The 15,976-nt window shown below is 71.2% G+C and carries 15 protein-coding genes; 7 read left to right on the top strand and 8 right to left on the bottom strand.

All coding sequences use genetic code 11. The features are described 5' to 3' along the window. The first annotated feature begins 35 nt into the window (after positions 1 to 35). Positions 36 to 1,517, top strand: coding sequence for an FAD-dependent oxidoreductase (locus AB0A63_RS27200; RefSeq protein ID WP_360396374.1), 1,482 nt, complete (start codon positions 36 to 38; stop codon positions 1,515 to 1,517). 60 nt (positions 1,518 to 1,577) lie between these two features. Here AB0A63_RS27200 and paaZ read toward each other — a convergent pair whose 3' ends face one another. Together paaZ and AB0A63_RS27190 are read right to left on the bottom strand one after the other, a co-directional pair. Then, positions 1,578 to 3,599, bottom strand: a complete 2,022-nt coding sequence (gene paaZ / locus AB0A63_RS27195) for a phenylacetic acid degradation bifunctional protein PaaZ (RefSeq protein WP_360396372.1) — start codon at positions 3,597 to 3,599, stop codon at positions 1,578 to 1,580. Positions 3,600 to 3,849: 250 nt separating this feature from the next. Beyond that, positions 3,850 to 4,755, bottom strand: a complete 906-nt coding sequence (locus AB0A63_RS27190) for a LysR family transcriptional regulator (protein WP_360396370.1) — start codon at positions 4,753 to 4,755, stop codon at positions 3,850 to 3,852. 71 nt (positions 4,756 to 4,826) lie between these two features. On the opposite strand from AB0A63_RS27190, the gene AB0A63_RS27185 reads away from it, so the two are divergent. Both AB0A63_RS27185 and AB0A63_RS27180 read left to right on the top strand, forming a co-directional pair. Next, on the top strand, positions 4,827 to 5,495 hold the full coding sequence (locus AB0A63_RS27185; protein WP_360396368.1) for a nitroreductase family protein: 669 nt from the start codon (positions 4,827 to 4,829) through the stop codon (positions 5,493 to 5,495). Positions 5,496 to 5,523: 28 nt separating this feature from the next. After that, on the top strand, positions 5,524 to 6,384 hold the full coding sequence (locus tag AB0A63_RS27180; protein ID WP_360396366.1) for an AraC family transcriptional regulator: 861 nt from the start codon (positions 5,524 to 5,526) through the stop codon (positions 6,382 to 6,384). Here AB0A63_RS27180 and AB0A63_RS27175 read toward each other — a convergent pair. The 3 genes from AB0A63_RS27175 to AB0A63_RS27165 form a co-directional block, all read right to left on the bottom strand. Then, complete coding sequence (locus AB0A63_RS27175) at positions 6,362 to 7,573, bottom strand: hypothetical protein (protein WP_360396364.1); 1,212 nt, start codon at positions 7,571 to 7,573, stop codon at positions 6,362 to 6,364. The genes AB0A63_RS27180 and AB0A63_RS27175 overlap by 23 nt on opposite strands. Continuing rightward, positions 7,549 to 8,370, bottom strand: a complete 822-nt coding sequence (locus AB0A63_RS27170; protein WP_360396362.1) for an SDR family NAD(P)-dependent oxidoreductase — start codon at positions 8,368 to 8,370, stop codon at positions 7,549 to 7,551. The genes AB0A63_RS27175 and AB0A63_RS27170 overlap by 25 nt, the downstream gene beginning before the upstream one ends. A 76-nt stretch (positions 8,371 to 8,446) precedes the next feature. Beyond that, a complete protein-coding gene (locus tag AB0A63_RS27165) occupies positions 8,447 to 10,123 on the bottom strand; it encodes an AMP-binding protein (protein ID WP_360396360.1) in 1,677 nt (558 codons plus the stop codon). Positions 10,124 to 10,238: 115 nt separating this feature from the next. Here AB0A63_RS27165 and AB0A63_RS27160 point away from each other — a divergent pair, with 115 nt between their 5' ends. Both AB0A63_RS27160 and AB0A63_RS27155 read left to right on the top strand, forming a co-directional pair. Beyond that, a complete protein-coding gene (locus tag AB0A63_RS27160; RefSeq protein ID WP_360396358.1) occupies positions 10,239 to 11,003 on the top strand; it encodes a LuxR C-terminal-related transcriptional regulator in 765 nt (254 codons plus the stop codon). After that, positions 11,003 to 11,464 (top strand): nitroreductase family deazaflavin-dependent oxidoreductase, encoded by a 462-nt coding sequence (locus AB0A63_RS27155; RefSeq protein ID WP_360396357.1) that lies wholly within the window; start codon positions 11,003 to 11,005, stop codon positions 11,462 to 11,464. The genes AB0A63_RS27160 and AB0A63_RS27155 overlap by 1 nt, the downstream gene beginning before the upstream one ends. 54 nt (positions 11,465 to 11,518) lie before the next feature. Here the strand turns inward: AB0A63_RS27155 and AB0A63_RS27150 are convergent, their stop codons facing one another. Then, positions 11,519 to 12,082 (bottom strand): WHG domain-containing protein, encoded by a 564-nt coding sequence (locus tag AB0A63_RS27150; RefSeq protein ID WP_360396356.1) that lies wholly within the window; start codon positions 12,080 to 12,082, stop codon positions 11,519 to 11,521. A gap of 248 nt (positions 12,083 to 12,330) precedes the next feature. Between AB0A63_RS27150 and AB0A63_RS27145 the strand changes: the two genes are divergently transcribed. Continuing rightward, positions 12,331 to 13,515, top strand: a complete 1,185-nt coding sequence (locus AB0A63_RS27145) for a family 16 glycosylhydrolase (protein WP_360396490.1) — start codon at positions 12,331 to 12,333, stop codon at positions 13,513 to 13,515. A gap of 125 nt (positions 13,516 to 13,640) precedes the next feature. On the opposite strand, the gene AB0A63_RS27140 is transcribed toward AB0A63_RS27145, so the two are convergent. Together AB0A63_RS27140 and AB0A63_RS27135 are read right to left on the bottom strand one after the other, a co-directional pair. Beyond that, positions 13,641 to 14,498 (bottom strand): ornithine cyclodeaminase family protein, encoded by an 858-nt coding sequence (locus tag AB0A63_RS27140; RefSeq protein WP_360396354.1) that lies wholly within the window; start codon positions 14,496 to 14,498, stop codon positions 13,641 to 13,643. A gap of 45 nt (positions 14,499 to 14,543) precedes the next feature. After that, on the bottom strand, positions 14,544 to 15,449 hold the full coding sequence (locus AB0A63_RS27135) for an AAA family ATPase (RefSeq protein ID WP_360396352.1): 906 nt from the start codon (positions 15,447 to 15,449) through the stop codon (positions 14,544 to 14,546). Positions 15,450 to 15,648: 199 nt separating this feature from the next. On the opposite strand from AB0A63_RS27135, the gene AB0A63_RS27130 reads away from it, so the two are divergent. Beyond that, on the top strand, positions 15,649 to 15,924 hold the full coding sequence (locus tag AB0A63_RS27130; protein WP_360396350.1) for a hypothetical protein: 276 nt from the start codon (positions 15,649 to 15,651) through the stop codon (positions 15,922 to 15,924). Positions 15,925 to 15,976 lie beyond the last annotated feature (52 nt).

Genomic DNA, 15,976 nt, shown 5'->3' with positions numbered 1-15,976 from the left:
GGCATGCAGAGACCACTCGCGGGTACCCGGCCGCCATGACCACCACCGGCGACCAGTCGCTCTGGCTCTCCGCACTGCCCGCCCGACCCCGTCCGCAGCTCACCGGCACCCACTCGTTCGACGTCGCGGTCGTCGGCGCCGGCATCACCGGTCTGACCACCGCGTTGCTGCTCAAACGCCGCGGCCTGCGGGTCGTGGTGCTGGAGGCCGACCGCGTGGCGTCCGGCGCGTCGGGCAACAACACCGCCAAGGTGACCGCGCTGCAGTCCACTGTGTACTCGACCCTCGTGCGCACGCACGACGTCGCGACCGCCGCCGACTACGCCGCCGCGTCACTGGCGGCCGTGGGCCAGGTCGCCGACCTCGTGCAGCGCGAGGAGATCGCCTGCGACCTGCGGCGCGGTTCCGCCGCCACCTACGCCTACGCCGAGGACGAGGTGGCGACCGTCGAGGCCGAGTTCCGCCACGCGCGGCAGGCCGGGCTGCCGGTCCGCCTCGACGCGGACCTCGACCTGCCGTTCGAGGTGCACGCCGCGGTGCGGCTGGACGACCAGCTGACCCTGCACCCGGTGAAGTACCTGCACGGCCTGGCCGCCGCGGTCGACGGTGACGGCAGCAAGGTCTACGAGCACAGCCGCGTCCTCGACGTGACCGGGCAGAAGCTGTCCACCAAGGACGGTGAGGTGCGCTTCAACCGGCTCGTGCTCGCGACGCACTACCCGCTGCTCGACCGCGGCCTGTTCTTCGCCCGGCTGAAGACGCCGCGCTCCTACGCCATCGCCGCCCGGCTGGACGGTCCGCCGCCCAGCGCGCTCGCCATCAGCGCCGGCAGCCCGTCGTGGTCGATCAGCGCGTACGGCGACCAGCTGATCGTGTGCGGGCAGGGTCACGAGACCGGCAAGCCGGTGCAGGAGCCGTACCGGCGGCTGGAGGAGTTCGCCCGGCGGCACTGGCCGGTCACCGAGGTGACCCACCGCTGGTCGGCCCAGGACCCCACGGCCTACGACAGCCTGCCGATGATCGGCAGCTACACGCCCGGCGCGGACACCATCTTCACCGCCACCGGGTACATGAAGTGGGGCCTGACCTCCGGCACGTTCGCCGCCACCGTGCTCGCGGACCTCGTGACCGGCAAGCCGAACGACCTCGCCGAGCGGTTCAGCCCGCACCGGCTGTCGCTGAAGTCGTTGCCGGCGCTCGTGAAGAAGAACGCCGAGGTGGCCGTGGAGATGGTCGGCGACCGGGTGCTGCCGGCCGACGCCACGAACAGCGACGCGCTGCCGCCCGACCACGCGCACGTCATCCGCGACGGCCTCGGCAAGACCGGTGTCTACCGCGACCCGGAGGGGCAGTTGCACGCCGTGTCCATGCGCTGCACGCACCTCGGGTGCCTGGTGCGGTTCAACTCGGCCGAACGCAGCTGGGACTGCCCGTGCCACGGCTCGCGGTTCGACGTGGACGGCAACGTGCTGGAGGGACCGGCCACGCGGCCGCTGCCCCGGCGCGACCCGAAGTAGCCCGGCTCCTCCTGAACACAGCGGGCCGGCGGCGCAGGTCGCCGCCGGCCCGCTGTGCTGTCAGCTCTTCGCGACCAGCGTCAGCACGTCGTAGCGCGCCACCGACTCGCCCTTCTGGTTCGCCACGTCGGCGTCCCAGCGCACCTCGCCGTAGTCCTGGTCCTCGCGCGGCGTGATCTGCTTGACCGTGAGCGTCACCGTCAGCTCGTCGCCGGGGAACGTCGGCGTGACGAACCGCAGGTTCTCCAGGCCGTAGTTCGCGAGCACCGGCCCCGGTTCCGGCGAGACGAACAGGCCCGCCGCGAACGACACCACCAGGTAGCCGTGCGCGACCCGCCCGCCGAAGAACGGGTTGGCCGCGGCGGCCTCCTCGTCCATGTGCGCGTAGAACGTGTCCCCGGTGAACTCGGCGAAGTGCTCGATGTCGGCCAGCGTCACCGTGCGCGGGCCGGCCACCACGGTGTCACCGAGCCGCAGCTCGGCGAGCGTCTTGCGGAACGGGTGCACCTCGGCCTCGGTGCGCGGCGCCCCGGCGACCCACCGGTTCGTCACGGCGGCCAGGGCCTTGGGCGAGCCCTGCACGGCGGTGCGCTGCATGTGGTGCAGCACGCCGCGCATGCCGCCCATCTCCTCGCCACCGCCGGCGCGGCCCGGTCCGCCGTGCACCAGCATCGGCAGCGGCGACCCGTGCCCGGTCGACTCCCCCGCGTCGTCGCGGTCGAGGACCAGCAGCCGCCCGTGCCACGGCGCCACGCCGACGACGACGTCGCGCACGAAGCCGGTGTCCGCCGAGACAATCGACCCGACCAGCGAGCCGGAGCCCCTGGCGGCCAGCGTCACCGCGTCGTCCACCGAGTCGTACGGCATCAGCGTGGACACCGGCCCGAACGCCTCGACCTCGTGCGGCTGCACGGCGTCCGCCGGCGCGCGCAGCAACATCGGCGACATGAACGCACCGCGCTCGGCGTCGGCGTCCACGAGGGACAGCGCGCCGTCGCCGTAGACCACGGAAGCGTTCTCCCGCAGCGCCTTCAGCGACCGCAGCACCTCCTCGCGCTGCTCCAGACCGGCGAGCGCCCCCATCTTCACCGACCTGTCGGCCGGGTTGCCGATCGCCACCTCGGCGAGCTTCGCGGCCGTCGCCTCGCCCACCGCGTCGATGAGCGACGACGGCACCAGCGCACGGCGGATCGCTGTGCACTTCTGACCGGCCTTGGTCGTCATCTCGGCGACGAGCTGGCCGACGAACAGGTCGAACTCCGGCGTGCCCGGCACGGCGTCCGGCCCGAGGATCGAGCAGTTGAGCGAGTCCGCCTCGGCGTTGAACCGCACCGACGACCGGATCACGGCCTGGTGCGTGCGCAGGTGCTGGGCGGTCGACGCGGAGCCGGTGAACCCGACCAGGTCCTGCTCGGTCAGGTGGTCGAGCAGGTCGCCGGCCGACCCGCAGACGAGCTGCAGCGACCCCTCCGGCAGCAGACCGGAGGCGAGCATCAGCTCGACCAGCTTCTCGGTCACGTACGCGGTCTGCGAGGCGGGCTTGATCAGCGACGGCACCCCGGCGATGAACGCGGGCGCGAACTTCTCGAGCGGCCCCCACATCGGGAAGTTGTAGGCGTTGATCTGCACCGCGACACCGCGCAGCGGCGTGCAGATGTGCTGGCCGACGAACGTGCCGCCGCGGCCCAGCGGCTCGACCGGCCCGTCGACGTAGACCTTGTCGTTGGGCAGCTCACGCTTGGCCTTGGAGGCGTAGCCGAGCAGCACGCCGAAGCCGCCGTCGACGTCGATCCACGAGTCGGACCTCGTGGCACCGCTGCGTGCGGACAACGCGTACAGCTCGGCCTTGTGCTCCTTGAGGTACAGGCCGAGGGCCTTCAGCAGCTGCGCGCGCTGGTGGAAGGTGAGCTCGCGCAACGCCGGCCCGCCCACGCGGCGCCCGTGGTCGAGCGCGGCACCCATGTCGATGCCCGCGGACGAGATCCGGGCGATCTCCTCACCCGTGACGGCGTCGTGCAACGGCGCGCCCTCGGCGTCCGGCGTGTGCCACTTCCCCGACACGTAACTGCGCAGCAAGCTCATCGAGCCAACCCTTCTCCGCGAGGGGTGGTGGATCCTCACCACCCGTCCCACGGCAACGTATCAGCGACCACCCCGCCCCTCCCTGACCCACGCATCTGCAAGTACCACCAACTCAACATCAACAGGCACTTTTCCACTACCAACAGCACCCCCGGCCGCCCTGCGCACGCAAGTCTGCTTCGGCAGGTGACGAACATGTTGGTGGTGGTCAGCGGGGGTTTGATCATGTGTTGGTGGTACTTGCAGTTGCTCACGGGCGGAAGAGGACCGCGCAGTGGTCCGCGAACGCCTGCGCGCGCCGGGTCAGCGGACCGCCCTGCGCCCAGCCCAGCACCACCGGCGTGGTGGGCACGGCGTCGCGCAACGGCAGGCTCACCACCTCCAGCCCCTCGTAGGACTGCGACACCGCCGGCTGCTGCACGGTCATCGAGTAGCCGAGGCCGCGCGCCACCAGGGACCGGGCCAGCTCGAAGCTGCGGGCCCGGTGCGCCACCACCATGTCGAGCCCCGCCGCCGTGAACACCGAGCGGAAGTAGTGTTCACTCGGCGGGACGTCCAGCAGCACGAACGGGTCACCCGCGAGGTCGCGCAGGTGCACCGCGCGTCGCCGGCGCAGCCGATGTCCCTGCGGCAGCAGCACCTTCGGCTCCTGGTCGTACAGCCTGCGGAACGCGAGACCCGGCTGCAGGTCCTGGTCGTAGAGGAACGCGATCTCGCAGCGGCCGGTGAGCAGGTGCTCGCCGATCTCCGGCAGGCTCCCCTCGACGAACCGCACCGACACCCCGGGGTTGGCCTGCTCGAACGTGGCCATCGCCGCCGGCAGGTGGAACGGCGCGATCGGCGCGTAGCAGCCGACCACGAGCGTCCCGCCGACCGTCCGGCTCAGCCCGCGGGCCTGCGCGCCGAGGTCGCCCAGTGCGCCGACCACCCTGCGGGCGTCGGCGAGCACCCGCTGGCCGGCGGCGGTCAGTGCCGCTCCCCTGCGCGGTGACCGGACGACCAGCTGCAGGTCCAGCACGCGTTCGAGCTCGGTGAGCGCCAGCGAGACCGCGCCCTGCGAGACGTGGCACCGGGCCGCTGCGCCGGTCAGCGACCCGGTCTCGGCGACGGCGACCAGGTACTCCAGCTGCCGCAGCGTCACGTTCGGCAGATTCATGAGCTGAACTTACAACTGGCCTGAGAAACTTGAGCTGGTCTTCGGCTGCGCGGATCGGCATCGTCCAGGGCGTGACCCGAGAGCACCGCCACCCGTTCCTGCCGTACACGCCACCGCGCCTGCCGATCGCGGAGGGCCTCGACCGCGGCCGGGAGTTCCACCGGCTGCTCGACCGGCGCCGTTCGGTGCGCTGGTTCTCGCCGGACCCCGTTCCCGCCGAGGCGATCGAGGTGGCGGTGCGGGCCGCGAACACCGCCCCGAGCGGCGCGCACCAGCAGCCGTGGCGGTTCGTCGCGACGGCCGACGCGGAGGTGAAGCGCCGGGTGCGGGAGGCCGCCGAACGGGAGGAGCGCCACTTCTACCGCGAGCGCGACGTCCCCGAGTGGCACGCGGCGCTGGCGCGGCTGGAGACCGACGAGCACAAGGAGTTCCTGGAGGTCGCGCCCTGGCTCGTGGTGGTGTTCGCGCAGAAGCAGCAGAACGGCCGGAAGACCTACTACACCAACGAAAGCGTCGGCATCGCGTGCGGGTTCTTCATCGCCGCGCTGCACTCGATGGGCCTGGCGACGCTGACGCACACGCCCAACCCCATGACGTTCCTGACCGACCTGCTGGGCCGCGAGTCCGAACGGCCCTACATCCTGTTCCCGGTCGGGTACCCCGCCGACGACTGCGAGGTGCCGGACCTGCACCGCAAACCGCTGTCGGAGGCGCTGACGTTCGTGGACGGGCTTGCCTGATCCTCCGGCGGCGAGGACCATCACCGCGGTGGACGAGCTGCGTGACCTGATCCTCCGGCACGCCCGGCCGGACCTGAGCACACCGGTGGAGGACGTGCTCATGGCCAAGGTCGTCCGCGGCCACGAGGGCCCGTCGACGACCGGCACGATCCTCGCGTTCGTGGCGCAGGGCCGCAAACGCATCGCGCTCGGCGACCGGGTCCACGACTACCGGGCGGGCCAGTACCTCGTCGCCTCGGTCGACCTGCCGATCACCGGCGACTGGGTCGGCGCGAGCCCGGCGCACCCCGCGCTCGGCCTCGGCATCGTCCTGCGGCCGGAGGCGGTGGCCGAGCTGCTGCTGCGCCACGACCTGCCGCGGACCACCGGCACCCCGCAGGGCCTGGCCGTCAGCGACGCGACCCCCGAGCTGCTCGACGCCGTCACCCGGCTGGCCCGGCTCGTCGCGCGGCCGCGGGACGCGCGGGTGCTCGCCCCGCTGGTCAAGCAGGAGATCCTCTGGCGGGTGGTGAACAGCGACCAGGGCGCCGCCGTGCGGCAGCTGGGCAGCGGCGACTCCAGCCTCGCGCACATCTCCAGGGCGGTGAGCTGGATCCGCGCGCACTACGCGGAGTCGTTCAAGGTCGAGGACGTCGCACGGGTCGCGGGCATGAGCGAGTCGGCGTTCTACCGCAACTTCCAGGCCGTCACCGCGCTGAGCCCGATCCAGTTCCAGAAGCAGATCCGCCTGCAGGAGGCCAGGGTGCTGCTCGCCACCGGCACGGACGTCACGCGGGCCGGCCACCGGGTGGGCTACGACAGCCCGTCGCAGTTCAGCCGCGAGTACCGGCGCCGGTTCGGCGTGCCGCCCAGCCGCGACACCGCGCTCAGCCCCGAACCTGCTTTCTGAGGTCCAGGTACACCGCGCGCACCGCCAGCGTGCGCTCGACCCGTTCCACGACCGAGGCGAAGAACTGCCGCCGGTGCTCGTTGTCGCTCATCGACGTCACCGACAGGTACATGCTGCCGAACGCCGCGAACAGCGTGGCGTTGCGCAGCATCGCCGACGGCAGGCCCAGGACCGGGGACATGACCGGCGGCGACCCGATCCACTGCTCGGCCACCGCCGGCGTGACCACGATCAGCCCGAGCAGCACGAAGAACGCGAACAGCGCGAGCCCGATCACCGCGGCCTGCACGAGCTGCCTGGTGGCGAGCATGACGAGCAGGTTGCGCAGCTGCCTGCCGGTGAGCCGCTTGGGCTGCAACGGTTCCGCGACCTCGACACCGGCCAGCGGGGTGCCCTCGCACGCCCGCGCCAGCACCTCGGGGCGCAGGTCCTGCTCCACCCGCCCGATCTCCTCGCGCAGCCGGGCCGCCGCGGCGAGCACGGTGATGGCCGCGAACAGCAGCACGACGAGGCTCACCCGCTGCCACGACAGCTGGTTCATCGCCTGCCACAGCTCACCGGTGAAGAACAGGAACAGCGTCACGAACAGCATCGGCGGCAACGCGCGGCCGAGCAGGTGGACGCTGTTGCGCAGGTCGTGCAGGACGTGCCGGACCGCCGCCCGCACCAGCCCGGCCACGCCGTAGGTCGTGAACACCATCGCCGCGACGAACGCCACCCCGAAGAAGACGACGAACCCGACGAGCCCGAACAGCTCCTCGCCCGGCGCGGTGATCGTGTCGTCGATCACCAGCTGCAGCAGCGGAACCGCGACCGGCATCGCCGCGTACGCCCCGAGCAGCAGGAAGGTCGTGCGCCGCGAGAACGTCGGCAGCCGCCGCACGAACACCGAGATCACCGCCCAGGCGCCCACCGTCACCGCGACGACGACGCCGAGCAGCACCCACCGGCCCGGCCCGGCCGCCCGCAGCGGCACCAGCCACGCGAGGCTGCCGGCCGCGATGAAGGCGAGCACGGGCAGCATCCGCGGCAGCACGTGCGTGAGGAAGGCGTAGCCCTCGATCATGGTCGGCGCGCCCTGCCGGACGAACCACTGCTCGGTCCGCCGGACCGCGGTCGAGGAACGCATGCGCGAGATCTTCCCCCAGTCCTCCGGCGGCAGCGTCACCGCCGCCGGTCGAACAACCACGCCATCGCGCTGAAGTAGTGCGTGGGCGCGATGCGGGCCAGCGCGTCGAACACGTGCGCGTCCGGTCCGACGAGGATGCGCGCCTTGCCCTTCTCCACCCCGCGGTGGATGACCTCGGCTGCGCGGTCGGGCGTGGTGAGCGCGATGGCGTCGAAGTCGGCCGCGATCTGCTCCAGGTCCCGGCCGCGGTCCTCGGGGTCGCGGCGGATGCGGCCGTTGCGGATGATGTTGGTCTTGATCCCGCCGGGGTGCACGGTCACCGCGCTGACGCCGGTGCCGCGCAGCTCCTGCCGCAGCGAGTCGGTGAAGCCGCGCACCGCGAACTTCGCCGCGCAGTAGGCGCTGTTGTTCGGCATGCCCACCAGCCCGTAGACGCTGGAGGTGTTCACGACGACGCCGTAGTTCTGCTCCACCAGCATCGGCAGGAACGCCCGCGTGCCGTTCACGACACCCCAGTAGTCGATGTCGAAGAGCCAGGTGTCGTCCTCGGGCACGGCGTTCAGCACGCTCGTCGCCGTCGCCACGCCCGCGTTGTTGAACACGGCGGCCAGCGGCAGGTCGAGCCACTCCCGCGTCTCCCGGGCGAAGCGCCGGAAGTCCTCCGCGTCGCGCACGTCGAGCACCCGGCTCAGCACCGGCCCGGACAGCGTGGCCGCCGTCTTCGCGAGCTCCTCCTCGTTCACGTCGGCGATGACCACCGGGGAGCCGTGCCGGGACAGCCGCCGCGCGAGGCTGCGGCCGATGCCGGAGGCGGCACCGGTGATCACAGCGGGCCGACCGGCGATCTTGCGCACCATGGGTGTGCTCCTGTCGTCGTGGGCGAGGTCGTCCACGCTCCCAGTGATCGCCGGTCGGCACCAGGTCGAGCGACGGTCACCCGCGCAGTTCGGGGAACTGCTCGTCGCGCCACTCCGCCGCCTGCTCGACGCCCTGCTCCTCGCGGCCGCGCAGGTCGACGCGGCGGATCTTGCCGGACACCGTCTTGGGCAGCACGGCGAACTCCAGCCGCCGGATCCGCTGGTAGGGCGCCAGGTTCTCGCGGGCGTGCCGCAGGATCTGCAGCGCGGTCTCCCTGGTCGGCTCCCAGCCGGGGCTCAGCGCCACGTACGCCTTGGGCACGGCGAGCCGCAGCGGGTCGGGCGCGGGCACGACGGCGGCCTCGGTGACGGCCGGGTGCTCGATCAGCACGCTCTCCAGCTCGAACGGCGAGATCTTGTAGTCCGAGGCCTTGAACACGTCGTCGGACCGTCCGATGTAGAACAGGTAGCCGTCCTCGTCGCGGGAGGCGATGTCGCCGGTGTGGTAGTGACCGCCGGCCATCGCCTCGGCGTTGCGCTCCTCGTCGCCGTGGTAGCCGGCCATCAGCGACATCGGCCGCTCCCCCAGGTCGATGCAGATCTCGCCCTCGTCGGCGCGCTCACCGGTGATCGGGTCGACCAGCACCACCGGCACACCGGGCAGCGGCCGTCCCATCGAGCCGGGCTTCACGACCTCACCGGGCAGGTTGCCGACCGACAGCGTGGTCTCGGTCTGGCCGAACCCGTCCCGCAGGGTGAGGCCCCAGTGCTGCCGGACCTGCTCGACCACCTCGGGGTTGAGCGGTTCGCCCGCGGCCACGACCTCCCGCAGCGCACCGGGTCCGCCGCTGAGGTCGGCCTTGATCAGCATCCGCCACACCGTCGGCGGCGCGCAGAACGTGGTGACGCCCTTCGAGCGGATCTGCTCCAGCAACGCCGCGGCGTCGAAGCGGGCGTAGTTGTAGACGAAGATCGTCGCCTCGGCGATCCACGGCGCGAAGAAGCAGCTCCACGCGTGCTTGGCCCAGCCGGGCGAGCTGATGTTGAGGTGCACGTCGCCGGGCCGGATGCCGATCCAGCGCATGGTCGTGACGTGCCCGACCGGGTAGGAGACCTGGGTGTGCTCGACCAGCTTCGGGCGGCTGGTGGTGCCGGAGGTGAAGTACAGCAGCAAGCGGTCGTCGGCGCGGGTCTGCGGGTGCGGCAGCGGGGTGTCCGGCTCGTCGCCGGCCTGCGCGTAGTCGAGCCAGCCGGCCCGCGCGCCACCGCCGACGGCCATCAGCACCGTGCCGGTGTCCTCCCCGGCCACGCCCTCGAACTTGTCCGCGTCCTCGGCACGGGCGAGGACGTGCCGGACGGCACCGCGCCGCAGCCGGTCGGCGAGGTCGGCGGGCCCGAGTGCGGTGGTGGTCGGCATGATCACCGCGCCGAGCTTCATCACCGCGAGCATCGACTCCCACAGCTCGGCCTGGTTGCCGAGCATGATCATGACGCTGTCGCCCTTGCCGACGCCGTGCCGCGCGAGCCAGTGCGCGACCCGGTTGGACCGGCGGCGCAGCTCGTCGAACGAGTGCGCCCGCTCGCGGCCGTCCTCCTCGACGATGTGCAGCGCGGTGGCGGCGTTGCCCTCGGCGATGACGTCGAACCAGTCGTGCGCCCAGTTGAAGGCGTCCGGGAAGCTCGGCCAGCGGAACGACCCCGGGTCGGTGAGCATCAGGTCGCGGGCCGCGCGGTAGGTGTCGTGACTGGCCATCGGTTGGCCTCCTTTCGCTGGCTGACGAGGGTGCGGTGGCCCGAGGGCACGCCGATACCCCCGGACGGGGGTGCACCCCTTTTCGAGGGTGCTCCCGTCAGCAAGACTGCTGGACGTGCTGCCGGACCGCTTCCCCGCGTTGCTGCCGCAACGCCTGGACATGCTCCGCCGCGCCACCGGGTTGCCCGTGGTGTTCGGCGGCGCTGTCACGGCGGCGAACCAGCTGCTGCTCTCGCACTTCCACGGCACCCGCGGCACGTCGTTGCACGGCCTGCGGGTCGGTTCCGGCCGCGGGCTGGGCGGCACGGCCGTCGCGATGGGCACGCCCGTGCGCGTCAACGACTACGCCTCCACCCGCGCGATCACCCACGAGTTCGACCCGATGGTCGTCGGTGAGGAGCGCCTGACCTCGGTGTTCGCCTATCCGGTCGCGGTGCGCGGCACCGTGCAGGGCGTGCTCTACGGCGCCGTGCGCGGCAACGCCACCGTCGGCGACCGGGCGATCAGGCTGGCCGGCGCGATCGCGCAGGGCTTCGCACAGGACCTGGACATGCCTTCTCTGCACACCCAAGCGGCACTCCGCGAACTGGCCGAGGTCGCCCGCCTCGTCGACGACCCGGCGCTGCGCGACCGGCTCCGCAAGGTCCACCACGACCTCGGCGGCGAACCCGTGACCGGCTCCGTTCCCACGACGCTGACCCCGAGGGAGCTCGACGTGCTGCGGCTGGCGGCCGTGGGCGCGGCGAACCGGGAGATCGCGAGCGAGCTCGGCCTGAGCGCCGAGACCGTGAAGGCGTACCTGAAGGGCGCGATGCGCAAGCTCGGCGTCCACAACCGCACGGCCGCCGTGCACGCGGCACGGTCCTCAGGGGTGCTGTGATGGCACTCGCCCGGTGGCTCGGCGAGCAGAGGTGGCTCGCGAACCTGCGCCCGATCGTCATGGCGTTCGACCGCGCGCTGTACCGGGTCAGCGGCGGCCGGGTGATGACGACGTCGTTCAGCGGCCAGAAGGGCCTGACGCTGATCTCGACGGGCGCGAGGAGCGGTCAGCGCCGCGAGACGCCGGTGCAGTACGTGCCCGACGGCGACAGCGTGCTGGTCGCCGGCACGAACTGGGGCCGGCCGGACCACCCGGCGTGGACCGCGAACCTGCTCAAGAACCCGGACGCGCAGACGAACGTCCGCGGCACCATCCGCCCCGTCCGCGCCCGGCTGCTCGAAGGCGCCGAACGGGACGAGGCGTGGGGCAAGATGCTCGCGGTTTGGCCCGCGTTCGACGGCTACGTCACGCGGTCCGGGCGGACACCGCGGGTGTTCCGGCTGGTTCCCGCGTCCGGCTGAGCTCCCAGGCGAGCCACGCGCGGCCCACCGCCGGCAGCACGCGGTGCGCGATCTTCACGTGGTCCCCCCGAGGCTGTCGAGGTACATCCGGACGAGCTGGTCGTAGGTGTCGTCGAGCTCCTCCGGCAGGCCGAACCCGCCGCGGGCCTCGAGGTCGGCGAACCCGTGCACGAGGACCCGCAGCCGGCGCGTGGCGTGGACGGCGTCGGAACCTTCGAGGCCGTACCCGCGCAGCGTCGCGAGCATGACCTCCATCAGCCGCACACCCGCCTCCCGCAACGACGGGTCGTGCAGCGGGTCGACCGACATGGCCGCGTACCGCCTCGGGTGCTCGCGGACGTAGGCGCGGTACTCGTGCATCAGCACGGTGACCGCGTCGTCGCCCGCCCTGCCGAGGACCGCCTTTGTGAAGCGCTCGGTCATGTCGTCGAGCGCGCGCACGGCGACGTGCGCCTTCAGCTCCGCGAGGCTGCCGACGTGCTTGTAGAGCGAGGGCGTGGCCACCCCGGTGCGCGCGGCGACGGCGGCGAGCGTCAAGCCCTCGACCCCGTGCTCGTCCAGCACCGCCACCGCGGCGTCCACGACAGCGGCGGTGCTCAGCCTGGCTCGAACGTTCACAGCCCGGAGGCTAATGCCCTTAGCCTCATCGCGCAAGCGAGTCCGTTCGTGTCAACTGGCTCCAAACCTGCTGGTCACGGCCTGGAGTTCTTGAGAGCGCTCCCACGTGACGACAACCTGAAAACGTTTACAAGTTGACCGAGAGTCACGGCGCGACAACACTTCCGAACCACTGGGCGCACAACTAAACACCCGGAAAGGTCGGTTCGATGCAGCGACGCATCGGGACGGCCCTTGCCGCCGCCTTGATGGTGGCCGCAGGGATCACCGTCGCCACCACCAGCCAAGCTCCCCCTGCCAACGCGGCGGTGACCTGGGCCGACGAGTTCAACGCTCCCGCCGGCACCGGTGTCGACGGTGGCAAGTGGAACATGGAAGTGGGCAACAACAACGGCAACAACAGGGAACACCAGTGGTACCAGGCCGGTACCTCCAACGCGGCGCACGACGGCCAGGGCAACCTGGTCATCACCGCCAAGAAGGAGAACCCCGGCAACTACAACTGCTGGTACGGCCGCTGCCAGTACACGTCCGCGCGCATCAACACCGCGAACAAGTTCACGCAGACCTACGGCCGCTTCGAAGCGCGCATGAAGATGCCGCGCGGCAAGGGCATCTGGCCCGCGTTCTGGATGCTGGGCGCCGACATCAACACCGGCAACCCGTGGCCGGGCTCCGGTGAGATCGACATCATGGAGTTCCTGGGCCACCAGACGAACACCGTGTACGGCACCATCCACGGCCCCGGCTACTCCGGTGCCGGCGGCAAGTCGCACGCCTACAACGGCCCGAACTTCTCCGACGGCTTCCACAACTTCGCGGTCGACTGGAAGCCCGGCGAGATCACGTGGTCGGTGGACGGCAACGTCTACGCCCGCAACACCCCGACCGACGTCAACGGCAACCCGTGGGTGTTCAACAAGCCGTTCTTCATCATCATCAACCTCGCGGTCGGTGGTGAGTGGCCCGGCTACCCCGACGCCAGCACGACGTTCCCGCAGCAGCTCGTGATCGACTGGGTTCGCGCCTCCTCCAGCGACTCCACCCCGCCCGCCGGTGGCTCGGAGATCCGCGGCATCGGCGGCAAGTGCCTCGACGTGCCCTGGGCCAACACGGCCAACGGCACGCCCATCCAGATCGTCGGCTGCAACGGCAACGCCGCCCAGAAGTGGAGCCGCCCCGGTGACGGCACCATCCGCGCACTGGGCAAGTGCCTCGACGTCAACGGCGGCGGCACCGCGAACGGCACAGTGGTCCAGCTCTGGGACTGCAACGGCTCGGCAGCCCAGAAGTGGGCCGTCAGCGGGGCGCAGGACATCGTGAACCCGCAGGCCAACAAGTGCCTCGACACCGTCGGTGGCGCCTCGGGCGACGGCACGAGAACGCACATCTGGCAGTGCCTGGGCGTGGCCAGCCAGAAGTGGCAGGTCTGACCTGAGAAGTCTCCGCGCGGACCGCTCACGGCCCGCGCGGAGGTGCGAACTGGGCGTGCACCCCTCGCGGCGGAGAGGGTGCGCGCCCAGTTCTCGTTGTCAGGTCTTGTCTTCAGGCTGTGCGTTCACGCCAACAGCTTGGCGACCGCCCAGTCCTGCACCGCGATCCCGACCGACTTGAACACGGTCCGCCCCTGCCGCAGCGGCGGGTTCCCCAGCGCCGCCCCCAGCTCCACCAGCGCCTCCAGCTTGAGCACCCCGGACCGCACCGCCCGGATGATCTCCCCGGCCTCGCTCAACGCCGCCTCGACCTGGTCCACCACCACGACCTCGGCGCTCGCCAGCAACTCCTGCGGCAGCTCCCGCATCACCGGCCGGTAGGACCCGATCGCGTTGACGTGCACCCGTTCCTTCAACGCCTCCATCCGGAACAACGGCACGGTCGCCGCCGTCGCACAGCACACGACGTCCGCCTGCGCCACCGCCTCGTCGGCCACGGCCGCCACGTCCAGCACGGTGTCCGGCAACTCGTCCCTGAGCCCCTCCAGCAACGCCTCGGCCCGCCCGAGGTGCCGGTTGAACACCACGAGCTTCTTGAGCGGCCGCACCGCGTGCACCGCCCGCACCTGGTCCGCGGCCTGCGCCCCGGCCCCGAGCAACGCCATCTGCCCGGCGTCCTCGTCGGCGAGCAGATCCGTCGCCACCCCCACCACCGCACCGGTCCGCAACGTCGTCAACGGCACCGCATCCGTCGCGAACTGCCCGCCGGGGTGGCTGAACACCACGGTCCCGGTGATCACCGGGTCCCGCTCGACCTCGATGCTGACGACCTTCACCGCGGTCGACGCGCTCGGCCGGTGGTGCACCGCCATGACCAGCGACCGGCTCTCCCCGAACGCCTGCCGCGGCGGCAGGTCGAACTCCCCCGCGGTGAGGCCGGTGAACGCGTCCCGGACGGCTTCGATCGCTGCGGGCATGGTCATGGTTCGGATGGTAACGACCTGCCGTGGCACCTCGGCGGTGCGCCGTCAGGTGGTGATGTGCCGCAGGACTGCGGCAAGGGTCAGCTCGCGTGGTTGAACGGTGTCCACAGAGAGCGCCTCCCCGTGCCAAGGGGGAAAGCCGGCCAGCCGCTGCCGCACGTTGGACCAGTCGCCGGCGTCATGCCAACCGGGGATCCCGCGGCTGCGCCCTTCGAGCCTGCCGCGGTGGATTTCCGGGTCGGAGCAGCGGCACACGACCGCGCGGAGCTCCGCACCGGCTCGGCGTGCCAGGCTGCGCCAGCGGTTCCTGGTCGCCACCTCTTCGGTGGGGTGGTCGAGGATCACGGACTGCCCGGCGACGAGCTGCCGCAGGGCGAGCGTGGTCAGCACTTCCTCAGCGATGGCCAGCGGAGCCTCGAAGTGGCGACCGCCGAACGGGGTCAGCGCGCCGAGCAGCCAGTCGGTGGCGAAGACCGGGATCCCCAGCTCGGCGCCTGCCGCGTCGGCCAAGGTGCTTTTCCCGCTGCCGGGCACCCCGGAGAACACGACAAGCCGCGTTTTCGTGGCGGCGGAAGGCAAGTCGTAGTCCGTGAAATCGGCCGGCAACCTCGGTGTCAGATCCGTCGGCACGAGTTCGGTGACCCACGTGCCGGCAATTCGATGCGGCCGGGCGGTCTCGACGACGCAGGAAACGACATCGACGGTGCCGTCGTGGCGGCGGATCCGCGCCTGGGCGGTGGTCTCGCCGACGTCGAGACCGACCACGACGACCGGCGCGTAACGGGCAGCTCGACCGCGGGTCACCTCGACGTACCTCTCGGTTGTGACGACGGCGGTGAACTCCGGCGCGAGCACGTCGGACGCGTCAGCTCCCCAGCCGGGCTTCCCGTCCAGGCCGTCGAGGACCCATTCCAGCCGTGCCAGAGCAGGACTGGCCTTGATGCGGTGCACTGTCCCCCCAGGCGAAGTGGTCGAGGCGAGCTGATCAAGCCTACTCAGGAGGCATGCTTGAACGCCGGCGCTCGAACACCACCGCAGTTATGTTTTCGATACCACTCGACCTCGAAACAACCCGTAAGACCCCGCCTTGGAATTGTTCCACGATCCAGAATGATTCTGTGAAGTACCGCAAGAGCGAGGGGATCTTGCCGTGGCCGTCGACGTTCTGACCGAGGACCTGCTGCGCACGTCGCTGTCCCGCCTCTCCCGCGAGGTGGTGGCAACGCACCCGGAGTTCGGCGAGCTGCTCGCCCGCCACATGCTGCTGACCTGTGGAACGGCACCGGACCCGGAACGGGCGGCGCACTTCGAGGAGCTCGGCACGTTGCTCATCGACCTCGGGCACCTGTACCTGGCCGAGGCGAACGAGCTGCGGACAGTTCCGGAAGACCGTGCACCGGACGAAGAAGTGCGCCGGGCCGGGTGACCGGGCGCGGTCCGTCAGGCGGATCTTCACCGCACCGGTCTATGGTCGCGAA

The organism is Lentzea sp. NPDC042327 (assembly GCF_040647275.1).
Lineage (GTDB): Bacteria > Actinomycetota > Actinomycetes > Mycobacteriales > Pseudonocardiaceae > Lentzea.
The sequence above is the reverse complement of the archived record's forward strand: the minus strand, read 5'-3'. Positions and strand labels throughout refer to the sequence as shown.